Source organism: Gemmatimonadaceae bacterium, assembly GCA_020852815.1.
GTDB lineage: Bacteria > Gemmatimonadota > Gemmatimonadetes > Gemmatimonadales > Gemmatimonadaceae > SCN-70-22.
On the sequence record JADZAN010000046.1, the window covers coordinates 108,394 to 126,367 of the forward strand.

Genomic DNA, 17,974 nt, shown 5'->3' on the forward strand with positions numbered 1-17,974 from the left:
GGACGTGTTTCGTCTGTCGGTCGTGGTGGACGACGGTGCATCGTCGAACACCACCGTGGCGGGTTTCGCGTACGGGAACAGCGTCGCCGGCGTGTCCTGTCACTGGGGCCACTCGCACCACCGCCCGGCGACGGCGCGAATCTCGTGAGTGGGCTCGCCGCCCATCCCGTCCGACTTCTGTCCCCACCCCGCAGACCGTAGATTCCGGCATCGGACCCGCTGGTCCCGGTCGACGTCACGACGCGCCGAGTCACGCCAGCACTATCTCCGCTCCCTCAGTCACCCCTGCATGCCCCGCCCCGCCCGCGTCGCAGTGCTCGTCGGCAGCGCCCTCATCGCCAGCGGCTGCTACAGCTATCGCGACGTTGCGCCGACCTCTCCGCTCCCCAACGACGCCATCGTCCGCGTGGAGCTCACCGACGCGGGGACCGAGCGCCTCTCCCCCGCGATCGGCGCCTCGGTGCTGTACGTGGAGGGAGCGGTCCAGCGAAACGGGAACGACGGCGTCGCCCTCCGCGTCACCACGCTCCGCCGGCGCGGCGAGCCCGAGGCCCGGTGGACGGGCGACCTGTTGCAGCTGAACCGCGAGGACGTGCGTTTCATGAGTGAGCGCAAGCTGAGCCGCTCTCGCAGCATCCTGGCCGGTTCGGGCTTTGGCGCCCTCGGCGTCGCCCTCCTCTACTCCATCGCCAAGGCGACCGGCCTCGTCTCCGGCTCCCCGACGCGCCCCACGCCGCCCGGCACGTAGCCCGCCGCCTGGCTGGCACGCTGGCCCGCGCGCGGAGAACGCGCGCTGCATCTCGGTTGGGAATTGCGACATCCCGGAAACGTCACGAGGGGAGCCTTTCGGCTCCCCTCGCGTCGTTCCTGACATCGCTCGGCGGTTTTCCGCCTAACGACTTGTTACTTGCAGACCGGCGTACCGGTGATCTTCTTGTTCGCGTCGATCTCGATGAGCGGGATCGGGAACAGGCACCCCGGCTTGTTGAACGCCAGCGACGCGGAGACCCACTTCGGGTCCTTCACGCCAAAGCGGTACATGTCGTTCAGGCGACGCCCCTGGAAGATGAGCTGGATGCGACGCTCCCACTGCAGGATCGCCGAACGCGACGGCGTCCCCGCATAGGTGGCCTTGCTATCAATCGCACGGAGCGCGTTGATCGCCGTATCGAACGCGGCGTTGTTCCCCGCCGCCAGCGCCGCCTCGGCGATGATCAGGTGCATCTCGCGCGCCGACGCCTGCGTGAGCGGCGGCGAGTTGATCTGCGCCGAGCTGGCAAACACAATCTCGCCGATCAGCTTCGTCGCCGAGGCATCGACGGTGCCCGAGACCGGGTCCACGGCGATGACCTTCGTCGGCTTGCTGTTGGGCCCGACGTTCACGAGGTCCTGGTTCGGCGTGTACTCCACGCGGGAGTTCATCTCGAACCCGAAGCCGCCACCCGAGCCATCGCCCTGGTTCAGGTCGTTGGTCAGGATGGCGAAACGCCAGTCGCCGCTCTTGGCGGCGAGCGCCGCTTGAGCGTCGGCCACCATTCCGTTCACGTCGCCGATGAGCGGCGACGCTGGGGTGGTGCCGGCGGGATTGAGCTTCTGCCAGATCGCCTTGCTCTGCTTGGCGCGGGCGCGAAGGGCGAGCACGTAGGCCTTGTTGTCGCCCGTGGCCAGCGAGTTCGCCGCGTCGAGCCACTTGGTCGCCGAATCGTACAGCGCGACCATGCCGGCTTCGCCGTAATTGGGCCCAGCGACCGTACGGTCGGAGAAGGCCATGTCGTCGAACTTGTCGGCAATGCTGATGTAGTTGACCGCCGCGATCATGTACGCCTGCACGAGGAGCTGCTTGTCGAGCAGGTCGCCGTCGGCGTTGAACTTGGAGATCTTCTGCACCGCCTGGTCGGCCATCCAGCGCGCCGAGGCCACCTTCAAGTAGCCAGACTGCACATACTCGTTGGTGTTGATGCCGAACTCGCCGGAATCGAGCAGGCGATAGTCGTCACGCGAGCCGACCCAGTATGCCTCGTCGGTCGCCGGGACGTAGAAATTGAGCATCGACGACAGCCCGTTCCCGGTGAGGTTCATCGCGCCGTTCAGGATTGCAGCGGCAGCCGCCGGGACTTCGAGCGCGGTCGACGACACGTTGTTCGGGTTGTCCACATCGAGGAGTGACGAGCAGGCCCCAAGGGACAGCGCAGCTGCCCCAAGGGTGATCCCGCGTCCGATCCGCGACGCCGTCCCTACGATGAATGTGGGGGTGTGCTTCACGGTGAGTTCTCCTTAGTAGCCGAGGCGGACCGAGATGCCAAACCGGCGCGGGACCGGGAGGCCGAACGCGTCGATGGAATCCTGGAAGTTGTCGTCAATGCTGCCGTTGCGCGTACGCCCGGTGCTCGTGACTTCCGGATCAACGCCCTGGTACTTCGTCCACAACATCAGGTTGCGTCCGGTGAGAGACACCGCGAGCTCACGCGCGCGGATCTTGGCCGCCAGCGACTGCGGGGCGGTGTACGTCAGGCTGAGTTCGCGGAAGCGGACGAACGAACCGTCGGACACTTCGTTGAGCCCCTGGTACGGGGTCAGCGAGGCGAGGTCATAGACCCATTCCTTGGCCGCGGCGAGGCGCTGCTGCGCCGTCGACGCCGGGTTCTCGAGCGTGGACTGCACGCGAGCCGCTGCTTCGGAGTTGTTGCCGCGCGGCGAGGCGTTGCGGAAGCCGCAAATGAGGCACCAGTACGTGTAGTTGCCGCCCTTGTACTCGAACAGCGTGTTGACGCGCCAGTTGCGACGGAACGTCATCGACCCGCCAAACGATCCGGTGTAGTCCGGAGTCGGCTTGCCGAGGTTGCTCTCGAGGCCGTTCTCGAGCAGGATGACCGACCCGTTGAACAGGTTGAGGTACGTGCGCGGCGAGGCGAGGTACGCCAGCATCTGCGCTTCGGTCGCGGCAACGCCATTGGCCTTGCCGCCGGTGATGATGCCGGCATCGTACGGGAGCGAGCCCGCCGCGACGCTCTTGACCTTGGCACCGAACCACTGGCCTGGCGCATAGCCTTCGCGAATGAACGCGCGGATGCGGGCGTAGTTCGGGTTGACCTTGATGTTCGGGGCGCCGCCCAGCGAGGCGATCTTCTGGCTGAGGTACGCCACGTTGCCGAACACGTCGATCGAGAGCCCCGGCGTCTGGACAAGGAAACCCTTGGCGCCGAGTTCGAACCCCTTCGCGTCGAGCTGCCCGACGTTCGTCAGCTGCGCATTCACGAAGCCGCCCGACGGCGGATACTGCACGTTGTACAGCAGGTCCTTCACCTTGCGATCCCAGTACGTCAGCTCGATGCCGAAGCGATCGTTCAGGAAGCCGAGTTCGGTACCGCCCTCGATTTCCGTCGCGACCTCAGGCTTGAGCTCCGGGTTGCCGAGGTTGTCCGGGCCAAGGCCAGCGCCCGCCGGGCCACCGGCCGCCGAGAACGTGGTGAACTTGGCGAAGGCGCTCGGCTGACGGCCGGACTGCCCCCAGGCGGCGCGCAGGCGCCACGAGGAGATCGGGCCAAAGCCATGGCCGGCGAAGTCGGTCGGGACGAACGAGACCGAGACCTTCGGGTACACGACGCCTGCGGCCGACTTGCCGAAGGCCGACGAGTAGTCGTAGCGCGCGCCCGCGGTGAGGTACAGGTAGTTCTTGTAGCCGAGCTGCTCCTGAACGAAGTAGCCGCCGTTCACCGTCTCCGTCACGCCGTCGTTGGCGTACTGCACGCCAGTCGCCGAGGTGATGGCGACGCCCGGGCCCGGGAAGTCGTAGCCGTTGGAGCCGGGGAACTTCTGTCGCGAGATGAAGCCCTGCACGCCGGCGATGAACTGCGAGTTCAGCGTCTTGGTGAAGTCGCGCTGCCAGTTGGCCTTGAGGTCGACCGTCACTTCGCGGTCGTTCCACTGGTAGATCCCCTTGTAGCCAAGGACGTGGTCGCCGATGATGCCGTCGACGTTGTAGCCGAAGGGGGCGAAGTTCGTCGTCGTTTCGGACGTGTAGTCCACACCCAGCGTGCCGGAGAACGAGAGTTCCGGGATCGGGGTGTATTGCGCGTCGAGCGCCGAGAGATAGCGGTCGGCGGCGATGATCGCCGTGCGACGGCCGGTCTCGAACGGCGTGCCGAAGGCGCCCGGCGAGCCGGTACGGTTGCCGCCGAACTTGCACTTCTGCGGCCCGGCGATCCCGAAGTCGGGATCGGTGCCCGTGGGGTTCGAGTAGTCGCAGTTCCCCAACTCGGGCTTCGAGAAGCCAAGGAGCGTGATCGGCGAGTAGATGTTGTTGCCGTACTCGGGGCGATCGGCGTACTGGTTCACGTACTGCGCGCGCCCGCCGATGCGGAGCTTCGAGGTCGGAAAGCTGGAGACGTTGAGGTTCCCCGAGCTGCGACGGATGAAGTCGTTGGCCAGCCCTTCGAGCTTCTGCGACGCAAACGGGCCGTCGTCCTTGTTGTAACGACCGGCGAGGAAGTAGTTCAGGTTCTGCGTCCCGCCCGTGAGCGAGGCCGAGGCGGTGGTCGCCATCCCCGTCTCGAAGTAGTCGCGCTGGAGCGGCTCGGAGAAGGGCTTGTAGAGCGCCAGGTCCGAACGCCCCCACAGCTTCGTCAACCGTGCCAGCTGAGCGGCGCTGGTGGCGTAGCCGTAATTGTCATCCAGGCGGTTCGTCGGGTACGACGACATGTCCTGGTTGACCTGGAAGTCCCACTTCGGCGTCCCCGCCGTGCCGCGCTTGGTGAAGATCTGGATCACGCCGTTGGACGCCTCGGTGCCGTACAGCGTGGCCGCGGCGGCGCCCTTGAGGATCTCGACGCGCTCGATGGTCGCGGGGTCGATGTCGTCGATACGGGAGATCGACGAGCCGCCCGTCTGCGAGCCAGCCGAGTTGATGCGCATTCCGTCGACGAAGACGATCGGCTCGTTGGACTGCGTGAGCGATGCGTTGCCGCGGATGCGGATCTTCATCCCTTCGCCAGCAAGGCCGGAGGTGGAGAGACCGACGACGCCCGGCTCACGCCCCTGGAGCAGCTCCGAGGGAGTGGCGATCGGGGCGTACTTGGGCGGGTCGATCGTGGCGACCGAGTTGCCGAGCTTCTTGACCTCCGTCGCGCCGGCGGTGCCGGTGGTGACGACGGCCTGCAGCTGCAACGCCGACTGCGAGATCGCGAAGTCGGCGGTGGCGGTGCCACCGGCGGTCACGGTGACGGTCTTGGTGGCGGGGGTGTACCCCACCATGCGAACGCGAAGTTCGATGGAACGGGCCGGCACGTTGGTCAGACGATACTTGCCCAGCCCATTCGTGACCGCGCCGATGCCCGCCGTGGTCGAGCCGACCTGGGCCCCTTCAATCGGGCGCCCCGTGCCAGCATCGGTCACGGTTCCTTCGATGGTGCCGACGCCGCCCTGTTGGGCCTGTAGCGTCGTGGAAGCAACACTGAGTGACGCCGCGAGCGCGGCGACCAGCGTTCCTCCCCAGCGAACGAGTCTGTTCATGCGACCTCCCGCATGAGGTGGATGAGAAACACAACACCGAACACAACACTCCGAACACGACAACTCCCGCGACACACGTCGAAAACGCACCTACTCCCGAACACACGTCGCCCGCGAGCGTGGTTGAGGGGGGAGGTGCGCCAGACGAGGCGCGCGAGAAGACACCTTTTTACGGGCGTTCGTCCACTCTGTCAATGAACGAGATGCACCGAAGTGAACGATTCGCGGTTCAGCGGCTCTTCAAAGCGCCGAAACCCACCCGAACGGGTAGGAAAATGGGGCCACGTGAAGTTGTTGCTAATTGGAGTTCTCCGCCGCGCTCGGCCGTTCTCGAGCGTTCGGGCGCGAGAGCGCCACGACCTGTCCCAACCCCCTGATCCATTGGACAGGAGTTGTGACGAGGAATACAATAGCAGTGGACGGAGGGGCTCGTCGGGGTCTCACGTTATCCTTGGGTTTGGCCCGTCGTCCCGCACCTGGTCTCGCATGCCCGCCGCTGACGCTCAACGCTGCGAAAGGATCCTTCGAACGCACTCGCGCACCTTCTACCTCGCGAGTCTCTTCCTTCCGCCGGAGAAGCGTCGCGGTGCCCTGGCCCTGTACGCCTTTTGCCGGCTCGCCGACGACATCGTCGACGACGCCACGATGCGCGGCACCCCGCCCGACGAGATCCGGCGCCGACTGAGCGCCCACACGCGCGGGCTGGACTGCGTCTACAACGGAAAGACCGATTCCCCGGTCTTTCGCGAGATCGCCTGGACGGTGCAGCGCTTTGGCGTTCCGCGCGAACCGCTCGACGAACTCCTGGAAGGGGTCGCGCTCGACCTGGGGGGGTGCCGCTATCGCACGTGGAGCGACCTGGAACGGTATTGCCAGGGGGTTGCCTCGTCGGTCGGCGAGATGTGCACCTACGTGTGGGGGGTGCGCGGCGACGCCTCGCTCAAGGCGGCGGTGGGCTACGCCCGCACGCTGGGCACCGCGATGCAGCTGACGAACATCCTCCGCGACGTGGGCGAGGACGCGCACCGCCGGCGCTGCTACCTTCCGGAGGAAGACCTCGACGCCTACGGCTTCTCCCCCGACGACGTCCTCGAGGGGCGGGTGCTGCAACGCCGCGACGCGTGGACCGCGTTCACGCGCGGGCAGATTGACCGCGCCGTCTCGCTCTACGCCGCCGCTGCGCCAGGCATCGCGCTCCTCTCCTTCGACGCGCAGCGCTGCGCCAGCGCCTGCGCCGCGGGCTACGCCTCGATCCTCGACGCGATCGAGGGGCAGGACTACGACAACGTCACGCGGCGCGCCAGCGTCGGCTGGCTGGGCCGGGCGGGCGTGCTGGCGCGCGCCTGGCTCGGCCCGCTCGCACCGTTCCCCACGTCGGGGAGCGGACGCGCCGCCGCGGCCACGCTGGCCTAACGACTCGCGCCCGCCGGCGCTGGCCATCCACCAGTGGTCGCGGCGCGCCGCACATCGTGCCAAACTCCCAAATGCCTGACGCACACCGACCGTCCTGGGAACAGCGGGCGGCCCCGTGGCTGCTCGTGGCGCACTGCGCGCTCATCGCCTTCTCCACGATCTCGCTGACGACCTTCCTCAAGGGCGCGCCGCCCCCCTGGCTGGCCGAGGAACCGCACGCGACGGTCCTCAAATGGGGGTGGAAGCTCTCCGGGCCCACCTACGTCGTGCTGGGGGCGATCGCCATGCTCCTGCACGTCGCCGCTCGCATCGGCTGGCGCCGCGCCTTCCCGATGTTCCTCGTCACCTCCGGCATCGCACTCGGCTCCGAACTTTTAGGTACCAGCACGCAACTCCCCTTTGGCGAGTATCACTACACCACGCTGCTGGGGCATCGCATCTTCGGCCTCGTCCCCTTCCCCATCCCCATCTCGTGGTACTACATGATCGTCGGGTCGCTGGCCATCGTTGGGCGGCTGATGGTGGCGCGCGACGACAACGCGACGAAGTGGAAGTGGGCCTTGGTGGGAGCGCTCATCCTCGTGGCGTGGGACGTGTCGATGGATCCGGCGATGGTGAAGACGGCGCACTGGGTCTGGGGCGACGGTGACCGCTTTGCCAGCGCCGCCCTCCCCGCACCGGTGATTGCGTTCTTCACGAAGGACTTCTTCTACGGCATGCCGCTGAGCAACTGGTTCGGGTGGTACCTGACGGGAGTGATCGTGGCGCGGCTCACGCTCGCCTTCGCGCCGCCGACCATGTTCGCCGCGCGCCTGAGCCCCACCCTGCTCCCCATCGTGTTGTACGCCGTGAACGGGATCATGCCCGTCGCCATCTGCCTGCGCGACGACATGATCTGGGGCGCCGTACTCGGCGCCATCGCCATGCTCCTCCCCGTAACCCTCGCCCTCTCGTCCTCTCGTCCTCTCGTCCTCTCGTCTTCTGCCCTGGAATGAGGATCGTCATCATCGGCGCCGGCTTCGGCGGCCTTGCCGCCGCCATTCGCCTGCGCGCACAGGGACACGACGTCACCGTCGTCGAGCAACGCGACAAGCCGGGAGGGCGCGCCTACGTCTTCGAGCAGGACGGCTTCACCTTCGACGCGGGGCCCACGATCGTCACCGCCCCCTGGCTCATCGACGACCTCTTCGCCCTCTGCGGTCGCGCCACCGCCGACTACGTGCAGCTGGTCCCCCTCGACCCGTACTACAACGTGCGCTTCGAGGACGGCTCCGTCTTCCACTACAACGGCGACATGGACGCGCTCACCCGTCAGGTGCGCGCCTTCAACCCCGCCGACGTCGAGGGCTTTCTCCGCTTCAGCGCCTCCACCGAGGCGATCTTCGACAAGGGGTTCGCCCTCATCGACCAGCCGTTCCACAATTTCGGCTCGATGCTCAAGGTGGCCCCCGACCTGGTGCGCCTGCAGTCGCACCGCTCGGTGGCCGCCTACGTCAACCGGTACCTCACGGACGAGCGGCTGCGGCAGGTCTTCTCCTTCCATCCGCTGCTCATAGGCGGCAACCCGTTCACCAGCACCTCCATCTACGCCCTCATCCACCACCTCGAGAAGAAGTGGGGGGTCTGGTTCGCCATGGGCGGCACGGGGGCGTTGGTGCGGGCGCTGGCAGCGCTCCTTGCCGACATCGGCGGCGAGTTGCGGCTGTCGGCGGAGGTGCGCGTCATCGAGGTCAGCGACACCACGGGGCGCGCCACCGGGGTGCGGCTGGCGGGCGGCGAGTTGCTCCTGGCGGATGCCGTGGTGAGCAACGGCGACCTCGCGCACACCTACATGAAGCTGATCCACCCACGCCACCGCCCCTACAACACCGATCGGCGCCTGGCGCGGAAGCAGTACTCGATGTCGCTCTTCGTCTCGTACTTCGGGACCGACCGGCAGTACCCCCAGATGGCGCACCACGAGATCCTCATGGGACCACGCTACCGGGGACTCCTGCACGACATCTTCGATCGCCGAGTCCTGAGCGACGACTTCTCGCTCTACCTCCACCGCCCCACCGCGACCGACCCCTCGCTCGCCTCCCCGGGGTGCGACTGCTGGTACGTCCTCGCCCCCGTCCCCAACCTTGGCGGCGCCACCGACTGGAACGACGCCGCCGATCAATACCGCGATCGCATCTTCACGTACCTGGAGCGTCACTACCTCCCCGGATTGCGGCAGCACATCGTGACCGAGCGCCGCGTGGATCCGCGCTACTTCCGCGACACGCTCGACGCCTACCTCGGCAATGCCTTCTCCGTGCAGCCCACGCTGCAACAGTCGGCCTGGATGCGCCCGCACAACATCAGCGAAGACATCCCCAACCTCTACCTCGTGGGCGCCGGTACGCACCCGGGAGCTGGGCTCCCGGGGGTCATATCGTCAGGGAAGATCGTGGCCGACCTGATTGGCGCGAGCGGGGACGGTCGGCGTGCGCGCGGCACGACCGATCAGAAGATCATCCCGACCTGGAAGCGGAACGTCGGGTAGGCAAAGTTGGCGTTCTGGTAGTCGTCGTCGTTGGCGAAGATGCGCTTGGCGCCGACCCCCGTGCCGACCAGGACGCGCTTGCTCTTTCCCAGGATCCAGTTGTAGTCGGCGATGACGCCCACGGCGGGCGCCGTGTCGCTATGGTCCGTGCCATCGGTGAAATCCTCTCCCACGCGCGCGATGCCCGCCGAGACGCCAATGGCGAACCCCTTGAACGCCTCCTCGTTAGGGTAGATGCGCAGCTTGGCGTCGAAACTCGTGTACGACGCGTCGTCGAAGGCGCTGATGTACGAGAATGCACCACCAAGGGTGACGATGTTGCTCACCTTCTGCTCGGCCTCGACGGCGACGAGCTTGAACGGAAGACCGAGCGGGTTGATGGAGAGGAGCGTCCGGTTGGCGCGCGGCGCCTGCGCCAGGGCGGGAGCCGCCGCGCCAGCCAGGGCGGCGAGAGACAAGCACGCGGCAGCGGCGGCGAGCCGTGTCCGACGAAAGGTGAGCATGGCGTTGTAGTCGAGGTGGGGGTGATCGACGGGCGCTTTGACCCGTCCTGAGCGGAGATTACCTTTCACGACTCCGATTCCACTTTGTACTCCGCGGCCGGTCGACCGATCCCGAGCGATCGTCCCGGCCGTTACGCACTCCACGATGAACATCACCGTCGAAGCCAAGAAGTCAGAAGGGGCCGAACGCCTGCTGCAGGTGACCGTCCCCGCCAACGTCGTCAACGAAGCGAAGGAAAAGGCCGCGCGCAAGATCGCCACCTCGGTCACCCTCCCCGGCTTCCGCGCGGGTAAGGCGCCGTTGGGGATGGTGATGAAGCGCTTCAGCGATGCCATTCGCAGCGAAGCGATCGAGCTCGTCGTGCAGGACGCTTACAAGGAAGTCCTCGAGCGCGAGAAGCTCAACCCGGCCGCGCAGCCGCACATCCATGACCTCAAGTACGAGGAAGGGAGCGACCTCTCCTTCGACTTGCACCTGGAAGTGCGCCCAGACGTCACCCTCGCCAAGACGCAGGGCTTCAAGGTCACGCGCCCACAGCGCACCGTGGGCGACGAGGACGTGCAGCAGCAGCTCGAGCAGTTGCGCGACCAGCGCGCCAACTGGTCGCCGGTGGAGGACAAGCCGATGGAAGGCGACATGGTGACCGTCCTCCTCGCCACGGCGGAGGAGGGGGGGGAGATCCCCGAGGGGCGCGAGTACCAACTCGTCCTCGGCGGCGGGCAGGCGATCCCGGGGATCGAGGAAGTGATCATGGAACTCAAGGCGTCGCAGTCAACCGAACGCCCCGTGCGCTGGCCCGATGACTTCCCCGACGAGGCACAGCGCGGCACGACCAAGACGGTGCGCGTGCAGCTCACCGACGTGAAGCGCAAGTCGCTCCCCGAGCTGGACGACGCCTTTGCCCGCGAGTTGGGGGACTTCGATTCGGTCGACGCCCTGCGCAAGGCGGTGCGCGAGGACATGGAGGAATCGGCAAAGCGCGAGTCGGACGCCGAGGTGCGCCAGAAGCTCCTGGATGAGCTCATCGGCGCCAATCCGTTCGACGTGCCCCCGAGCTGGGTGGCCCAGCTCGTGCACGGCTACGCCGAGGCGTACAAGATCCCCGAGGAGGAGCACGACCGCTTCGCGCAGGGCTTCCGCCCCACGGCGGAGCGCCAGGTACGGCGCGACATGGTGATCGACTCGCTGGCCGAGTCCGAGGGGCTCAAGGCCACCGAAGCCGACATCGACGACAAGGTCACCGAAATGGCCGGCAAGCGTGGCGTGAATCCGGGGCAGCTCTACGCGCAGCTCCAGAAGGCGCAGCGCCTATCCGAACTCGAGCGGGGTATCACGGAAGACAAGGTCTTCGCGTGGCTGTTCGAGCGGAATACCGTGGAGTAGGATAAGGCGGACGGGAGACGGGGGACGGGAGACGGGAGTGGGACGCGCCGGGGCGCGTCCCGGTCGCCTGATCGACCGATACTTTCGCTACCGTTCGCGCAAGCACCTTGCATCGAAATGGGACCAGCGCGCGGCACAACGCGCACTCCCGTCCCCCGTCCCCGTCCCCCGTCCGCTTTATGAGCATTTATCCGCCGTACGTCATCGAGCGCTCCAGCCGCGGCGAGCGCTCGTACGACATCTTCAGCCGATTGCTGATGGACCGCATCGTCTTCCTGGGAACCCCGGTGAACGACGATGTGGCCAACATCATCATCGCGCAGCTCCTCTTTCTCGATGCGGACAACCCGGGGCGCGACATCAACCTGTACATCAACTCACCTGGCGGGAGCGTGTCGGCGGGGCTGGCCATCTACGACACGATGCAGTTCCTCAAGTCGCCGGTGAGCACGATCTGCATGGGGATGGCGGCATCGATGGGGGCGTTCCTCCTGGCGGCCGGTGCTCCGGGGAAGCGCTCCGTGCTCCCGCACTCGCGCGTCATGATCCACCAGCCTTCCCAGTCGGGGGGGGGTGGTTCGGCCTCGGACATCGAGATCCAGGCGAAGGAGATCCTCTACCTCCGCCAGAAGCTCAACGGGCTCATGGCCAAGCACACGGGGCAGCCCATCGAGCAGATCGAGAAGGACACAGACCGCGACCGCTGGATGTCGGCCGAGGATGCCAAGGCATACGGGCTGGTGGACAACATCGTCGCGCACCGGGCCGAAGTCGCCGACGGGAGCACGGTGAAGATTCCGTCGGTAACGGGTTAGGGCGACTCAAGACCGGGTCCCGAGGGTGACGTCACTCACCTCTGGACCCCCGTTTCTTTTGCTTGACCAGCCGGAAACACGTCTATTACGTATCGGTGGCCCGGTAGGGAGGGCCCCCCTGTTTCGTCCCCAACGCGAGCGTCATGTCGCACGACAAACACCTGCGCTGCTCGTTCTGCGGAAAGTCGAAGGACTCGGTCCGGAAGTTCATTTCGGGCCCGTCCGTCTACATCTGCAACGAGTGCATCGCCCTCTGCAACGAGATTCTTGCCGAGGACGAGGAGCGCGAGGTCGCCGAAGCGATCACGCAGGTCCCCATCCCGCGCGAGATCAAGGATGTGCTGGACCAGTACGTGATTGGCCAGGAGCAGGCGAAGAAGGCGCTCTCGGTGGCGGTCTACAACCACTACAAGCGCATCAACTCGGGGGCGACGCGCGACTCCGACGTCGAGCTCGACAAGTCCAACATCCTCCTCATCGGCCCCACGGGGGTCGGCAAGACGCTGCTGGCGCAAACGCTGGCCCGCATCCTCGACGTCCCGTTCACCATCGCCGACGCCACCACGCTCACCGAGGCGGGCTACGTGGGCGAGGACGTGGAAAACATCCTCGTGCGGCTGCTGCAGGCGGGTGACTTCAACGTGGCCGAGTGCGAGCGCGGGATCGTGTATCTGGACGAGATCGACAAGATCGCGCGCAAGAGCGAGAACCCGAGCATCACGCGCGACGTGTCGGGCGAAGGGGTGCAGCAGGCGCTGCTCAAGATCCTCGAGGGGACAGTGGCTTCGGTCCCGCCGCAGGGGGGGCGCAAGCACCCGCAGCAGGAGTACATCCAGATCAACACGAAGGACATCCTGTTCATCTGCGGGGGCGCCTTCGACGGGCTGGAGAAGATCATCGAGGCGCGCACCGGGCGCCGGCAGATCGGCTTCAGCAAGGAAGAGGGGGGCGACGCCTCCACGGAGACGGAGAAGAAGAAGAACCCGTTCCGCGAGGTGGAGCCGGACGACTTGCTCCGCTACGGGCTCATCCCCGAGCTGGTGGGGCGCATGCCGGTGGTGGTCCCGCTCGAGGCGCTCGACGAGGACGCACTGGTGAAGATCCTCAAGGAGCCCAAGAACGCGCTTACCAAGCAGTACCATAAGCTCTTCGAACTGGAGGACGTGAAGATCACGTTCGAGGAGTCGGCGCTGCGGGCCATTGCGCAGAAGGCGCTCAAGCGCGGGACCGGGGCGCGCGGGCTGCGCGCAATCCTGGAGGAGACGCTGCTCGAGATCATGTTCGACCTCCCGAGCCGCGAGGACGTGGTGGAGGTGAAGGTGACCGAAGCGTGCATCGCCAACGGCGCCCCACCGCTCCTCGAGATCCAGCCCAAGCGGCAGAAGAAGGAAGCATAGGGCGGACGGGGGTCGGGAGACGGGAGACGGGAGTGCGCGGCTTTGCCGCGCGCTCCTTATCTTCTTCGAGGGAATGTGCGCGAATAGCGCGGCACGCGACCCGCCGGCGCGCAGGGCGCGCCGGCACTCCCGTCCCCCCTCCCCCGTCCCCCGTCCGCCCTTCATGCTGTTGACCCGCGCCACCGACACCTTCGACGTCCCCGACCGCCTCCCGATTCTTCCGTTGCGGGACGTGGTGCTCTTTCCGTACGTGACGATGCCGCTCCTGGTGGGGCGCACAGCGTCGTTAGGGGCGGTGGAGGAGGCGTGGCGTGGTGACCGGTTCCTGGTGCTTACGGCGCAGAAGTCGGGCGACGTGAACGAGCCGGTGTCGACGGACCTGTTCCGTACCGGAGTCGTTGCTCGCATCCAGCAGGCGTCACGGCTCCCCAACGGGACGGTGAAGGTGATCGTGGAGGCGCTCTCGCGCGTGCGCCTCACGCGCATCACGACGCACCACGGAGTGTTGCGGGCCTCGCTGGCGGCGCTTCCGTGGGGGAACGAGCCGCTGGAGGCGGGGGCGCGGGTGCGAGCGCGGCAGGTGATGGAGCAGTTCGAGGAGTACGTCACGCTGCAGCGTCGCATTCCGCAGGAGGTGCTGCAGATGGCGATGGCCGGCGACGACGACGAGCGCGCGGCCTGCGTCCTGGCCGCGCACCTCGCGGTGCGACACGACATTCGACAGCGCCTGCTCGAGTCGCCGGTGCTCGAGGAGCTGTACGACGGGTTGTACGACGTCATCTCCGGCGAGTTGGAGATTCTGCGCCTGGAGCGGAAGATCGACGACGAGGTGCGCGGCTCGATCTTTCGCAACCAGCGCGAGTTCTACCTGCAGGAGCAGCTCCGCGCGATCCATCGCGAGCTGGGGGAGGAGGAGGGCGACGACGCCGACGAGCTGGAGGCGCAGGTCGAGGCCAAGGGGCTCCCCGAGGCGGTCAAGGCGCGCGCCATGCGCGAGGTGAAGAAGCTCAAGCGCATGGCGGCGATCTCCCCCGAGGCGACCGTCGGGCGCAACTACCTCGACTGGCTGCTCGGCCTTCCGTGGAGCGAGCAGAGCGACGACGTGCTGGATGTGGCGCACGCCCGGCAGGTGCTGGACGAGGATCACTTCGGGCTTGCCGACGTGAAGGATCGCGTGCTCGACTACCTCGCGGTGGTGGGGCTGGTGGGGAAGCTGGAGGGGCCGATCCTCTGCCTGGTGGGGCCGCCCGGCGTGGGCAAGACGTCGATGGGGCGCTCGATCGCGCGGGCGATGGGGCGCAAGTTCGTCCGCATGTCGTTAGGCGGCGTGCGCGACGAGGCGGAAATCCGCGGGCACCGGCGCACCTACATCGGCTCGCAGCCCGGGCGCATCATCCAGGCCATGCGGCGCGCCGAGACGGTGAACCCAGTCCTCCTCCTCGACGAAATCGACAAGCTGGGGCAGGACTATCGCGGCGACCCGGCGGCGGCGCTGCTCGAGGTGCTCGACCCCGAGCAGAACCGCGCCTTCAACGATCACTATCTCGAGGTCGACTACGACCTGTCGCGCGTCCTCTTCATCACGACGGCCAACTCGCTGGCGACGATTCCCGAGCCGCTGCGCGACCGCATGGAGTTGTTGCGGCTGCCGGGGTACCTCGACCACGAGAAGCACGCCATCGCCCGCGAGTTCCTCGTCCCTCGGCAGTTGGAGCGGCACGGGATTGCGCCGGCCTCGGTGGAGGTACCGCCGGCGGTGATCGCCGAGATCGTGCGCGCGTACACGCGCGAGGCCGGGGTGCGCGAGCTGGAGCGGCGCATCGCTAAGGTGGCGCGCAAGCTGGCGCGCCGTCGCGTGGAAGGCCGTGCCGTCGCCGCCAGCGGCACGGCCACCGGCGGCACCGTGACCACCCTCGACAGCGGCTCGGCGGCGGGCGGCGAGGTGCGCGAGGGCGGCGAGGTGCGCGAGGACGGCGAGGTGCGCGACGTGCTGACCTTGGCCGACGTGCGGACCTTCCTGGGCGTGGCACCGTACGATCCCGAGGACCTGTCGCGCGAAGACAAGGTGGGGGTGGCAACGGGGCTGGCCTACACGACGGTGGGGGGGGAGGTGTTGGAGATCGAGGTGGCGGTGCTCCCCGGGCGGGGGCGCGTGCACCTGACGGGTGCGCTGGGCGACGTGATGAAGGAGTCGGCCGGCGCCGCGCTGTCATATACGCGCGCCAACGCCGAGTCGTTAGGCGTCGACCGCGACTTCCACAAGACGCGCGACATCCACGTGCACATCCCCGCGGGGGCCACGCCGAAGGATGGCCCCTCGGCCGGCATCGCCATCTGCACCGCGCTCGTGAGCGCGCTGAGCGGGATCGCGGTCAAGGGGCACATCGCCATGACCGGGGAGATTACGCTGCGCGGGCGCGTCCTCCCCATCGGCGGGCTCAAGGAGAAGTCGGTGGCGGCGCTCCGCGCCCAGCGCAGCGATGTGCTCATCCCGCACCTCAACGCGCGGGAACTCGAGGAACTCCCGGCCGACGTGCGCGCCGGCGTCGCTTTCCACCCCGTGGAGACGATGGACCAGGTGTTGCGCCTGGCGCTGGTGCGCGCACCGCAGGCGGTGCGGGAACCGGCGCGCGACGCGGCGCGTGACGTGTCGCGCGAGGGGATCCCGGTCGCCGCGTCGGTCGTCGGGACGCCGGTGCCGGAGTCGCCAGCCGCAACGACGCGCCGTCCGGGGAAGGGAGCGCGTCGCGGGCGGGGACAGGCGGTTCCCGCGGCGCCTTCGGGTGCTGCAGTTCCCGCGGCGCCGACAACACCCGTGGTGCCGGCCGTCCCCGCAGTTCCGGCGCTCGCGCCCAGCGCGCCGGTCGCGTCGCCGGCATCGCCTGCAGCGCCGGCAGCGCCCGCAGCGCCCGCAGCGTCGTCATCGCCGGCTTCGTCGTCGGCGCCGGCAGCGCCTGCCTCGCCATCCAGCGAGATCGCGCACTGATGGTGCAGCCCGGGAAGGACCCCAGCGACCCGCTCGTCATCCGCGACCTGGAGTTCCTGGGGGGGATGGCGGTGCACGGGGGGTGGCGCCCCCCCGAGGAGCTTCCCGAGGTCGCCTTCATCGGACGATCGAACGTGGGGAAGTCGTCGCTGCTCAACCTCCTCGTCAGGCGCAAGGCGTTCGCCCGCGTGAGCCGCACCCCAGGACGCACCCAGGAGGTGAACTTCTTCCGGGTGAACCGGGACCTGGTCCTCGTCGACCTCCCGGGCTACGGCTACGCCCGCGTCTCGAAGTCCAAGCGCCATTCGTGGCAGCCGCTCATCGACGGCTACCTGCGCATGACGTCGCAACTGCGCGGGATCGTCCTCCTCCTCGACATCCGGCGCGACCCGAACGAGGAGGACCTGGCGATGCTCGACTACCTGGCCGACCTCGAGATCCCGACGCTCATCGTGATCACGAAGGTGGACAAACTGGGAACAGCGGCTCGCCGCGAGCGGATGCACGCCGTGATGTCGGCGATCGGCGTCGATGCGTCGCAGGTGATCGCCTCCAGCGCCCACTCGGGTGAAGGGCGCACCGAGCTGGCCGAGGCGGTCGCCTCCCTCGTGGCGCAGCCCGCGTGGCGCCGCGACGCGGTCGCCGAGGGAGAGCGCGCGTGACCGACGTGCGCGACGTGCGCGACGTGCGCGACGTGCGCGACGTCGGCGTCGTGCGCGCCATGCGCCGCCGGCTCGCGCTGGCCGGCGCCGCGTTGCTCCTGGCGGGGTGCGCCAATGCCCCCCCCGCCGCCCCCCCCGCCGCGCCGGTGCGCACCCCACCACCGTCGGCTGCAAACGCCGCCGCCGACCCGGCACGCGACAGCAGCGCACAGTTGGTCCCGCCCGGCTTTGGCTCGCTGCGCCAGGACGACATCGCCCTCCGCGTCTCGCAGTTCGGGCTCCAGGTCCGCGCCCTCCCGCTCGACGAGACGGTGATCCGCGTCCTCTCCCCCGACTCCTACCACGCCCTGCGCGACCTGATCGCCAGCCAGCTCGAGCGCCTGCGCGCGCTCCAACGGCGCACCGCCCTCCCCCGCCTCTCCGTCTGGTACGTCTCGTTCTTCGCCCTGCAACAAGGCGAGACACGCTTCTCCCCCATGGAGTTCAACATCTCCAACGTGGGACGCGACTTCCAACCGCTCGACGTGATCCCCCTCTCCCCCGGCTTTGGCTCGCAGCGGCTGCGGCAGCGCGAGGTGCAGCACGCGCTCTACGTCTTCGACGGCCAGATCGACGTCAACCAGCCCCTGGCCATCGTCTACGAGACCGCGCGCAACGACGAGTGGAGCATCCTGCTGCAGCGCATCGAGCGCGAACGGGCCCTCGTGCGCTCACGCGCGGCGGGGAAGCCGTAGCCCGCTCGCGACACGCTTCGCGGGACACCTTCCGCCGGTTGT

The 17,974-nt window shown here is 67.8% G+C and carries 13 protein-coding genes; 10 read left to right on the forward strand and 3 right to left on the reverse strand.

Going from position 1 to position 17,974, the window contains the following annotated elements; genetic code table 11:
* Positions 1-289: 289 nt before the first annotated feature.
* On the forward strand, positions 290-748 hold the full coding sequence (locus IT359_20415; GenBank protein ID MCC6931363.1) for a hypothetical protein: 459 nt from the start codon (positions 290-292) through the stop codon (positions 746-748).
* A gap of 155 nt (positions 749-903) precedes the next feature.
* Here IT359_20415 and IT359_20420 read toward each other — a convergent pair whose 3' ends face one another.
* Both IT359_20420 and IT359_20425 read right to left on the reverse strand, forming a co-directional pair.
* Positions 904-2,262 carry a hypothetical protein gene (locus IT359_20420; GenBank protein MCC6931364.1) on the reverse strand — a complete coding sequence of 453 codons (1,359 nt, stop codon included), beginning with the start codon at positions 2,260-2,262 and terminating at the stop codon, positions 904-906.
* Between the two features lie 12 nt (positions 2,263-2,274).
* On the reverse strand, positions 2,275-5,508 hold the full coding sequence (locus tag IT359_20425) for a SusC/RagA family TonB-linked outer membrane protein (GenBank protein MCC6931365.1): 3,234 nt from the start codon (positions 5,506-5,508) through the stop codon (positions 2,275-2,277).
* Between the two features lie 486 nt (positions 5,509-5,994).
* Here IT359_20425 and IT359_20430 point away from each other — a divergent pair, with 486 nt between their 5' ends.
* The 3 genes from IT359_20430 (at position 5,995) to IT359_20440 (ending at position 9,451) form a co-directional block, all read left to right on the forward strand.
* Positions 5,995-6,921: a phytoene/squalene synthase family protein gene (locus tag IT359_20430; protein MCC6931366.1), complete on the forward strand. Its 927-nt coding sequence runs from the start codon at positions 5,995-5,997 to the stop codon at positions 6,919-6,921.
* Between the two features lie 71 nt (positions 6,922-6,992).
* Positions 6,993-7,916 carry a carotenoid biosynthesis protein gene (locus IT359_20435; GenBank protein ID MCC6931367.1) on the forward strand — a complete coding sequence of 308 codons (924 nt, stop codon included), beginning with the start codon at positions 6,993-6,995 and terminating at the stop codon, positions 7,914-7,916.
* Entirely contained in the window at positions 7,913-9,451 is a 1,539-nt protein-coding gene (locus IT359_20440; protein ID MCC6931368.1) for a phytoene desaturase, read from the forward strand. Before IT359_20435 ends, IT359_20440 begins: the two co-directional genes overlap by 4 nt.
* On the opposite strand, the gene IT359_20445 is transcribed toward IT359_20440, so the two are convergent.
* Positions 9,412-9,954, reverse strand: a complete 543-nt coding sequence (locus IT359_20445; GenBank protein MCC6931369.1) for a hypothetical protein — start codon at positions 9,952-9,954, stop codon at positions 9,412-9,414. The genes IT359_20440 and IT359_20445 overlap by 40 nt on opposite strands.
* 145 nt (positions 9,955-10,099) lie before the next feature.
* Between IT359_20445 and tig the strand changes: the two genes are divergently transcribed.
* From tig to IT359_20475, 6 genes are all read left to right on the forward strand, one after another.
* The gene (tig, locus tag IT359_20450; protein MCC6931370.1) at positions 10,100-11,338 is read left to right on the forward strand and encodes a trigger factor; all 1,239 of its coding nucleotides are present in this window, start codon (positions 10,100-10,102) and stop codon (positions 11,336-11,338) included.
* Between the two features lie 179 nt (positions 11,339-11,517).
* Positions 11,518-12,153, forward strand: a complete 636-nt coding sequence (locus tag IT359_20455) for an ATP-dependent Clp protease proteolytic subunit (protein MCC6931371.1) — start codon at positions 11,518-11,520, stop codon at positions 12,151-12,153.
* Positions 12,154-12,296: 143 nt separating this feature from the next.
* On the forward strand, positions 12,297-13,550 hold the full coding sequence (gene clpX / locus IT359_20460) for an ATP-dependent Clp protease ATP-binding subunit ClpX (GenBank protein MCC6931372.1): 1,254 nt from the start codon (positions 12,297-12,299) through the stop codon (positions 13,548-13,550).
* 163 nt (positions 13,551-13,713) lie between these two features.
* Positions 13,714-16,536, forward strand: coding sequence for an endopeptidase La (gene lon / locus IT359_20465; protein ID MCC6931373.1), 2,823 nt, complete (start codon positions 13,714-13,716; stop codon positions 16,534-16,536).
* Positions 16,536-17,198, forward strand: coding sequence for a YihA family ribosome biogenesis GTP-binding protein (locus tag IT359_20470; protein MCC6931374.1), 663 nt, complete (start codon positions 16,536-16,538; stop codon positions 17,196-17,198). Before lon ends, IT359_20470 begins: the two co-directional genes overlap by 1 nt.
* The gene (locus IT359_20475; GenBank protein ID MCC6931375.1) at positions 17,195-17,932 is read left to right on the forward strand and encodes a hypothetical protein; all 738 of its coding nucleotides are present in this window, start codon (positions 17,195-17,197) and stop codon (positions 17,930-17,932) included. Before IT359_20470 ends, IT359_20475 begins: the two co-directional genes overlap by 4 nt.
* Positions 17,933-17,974: the final 42 nt, after the last annotated feature.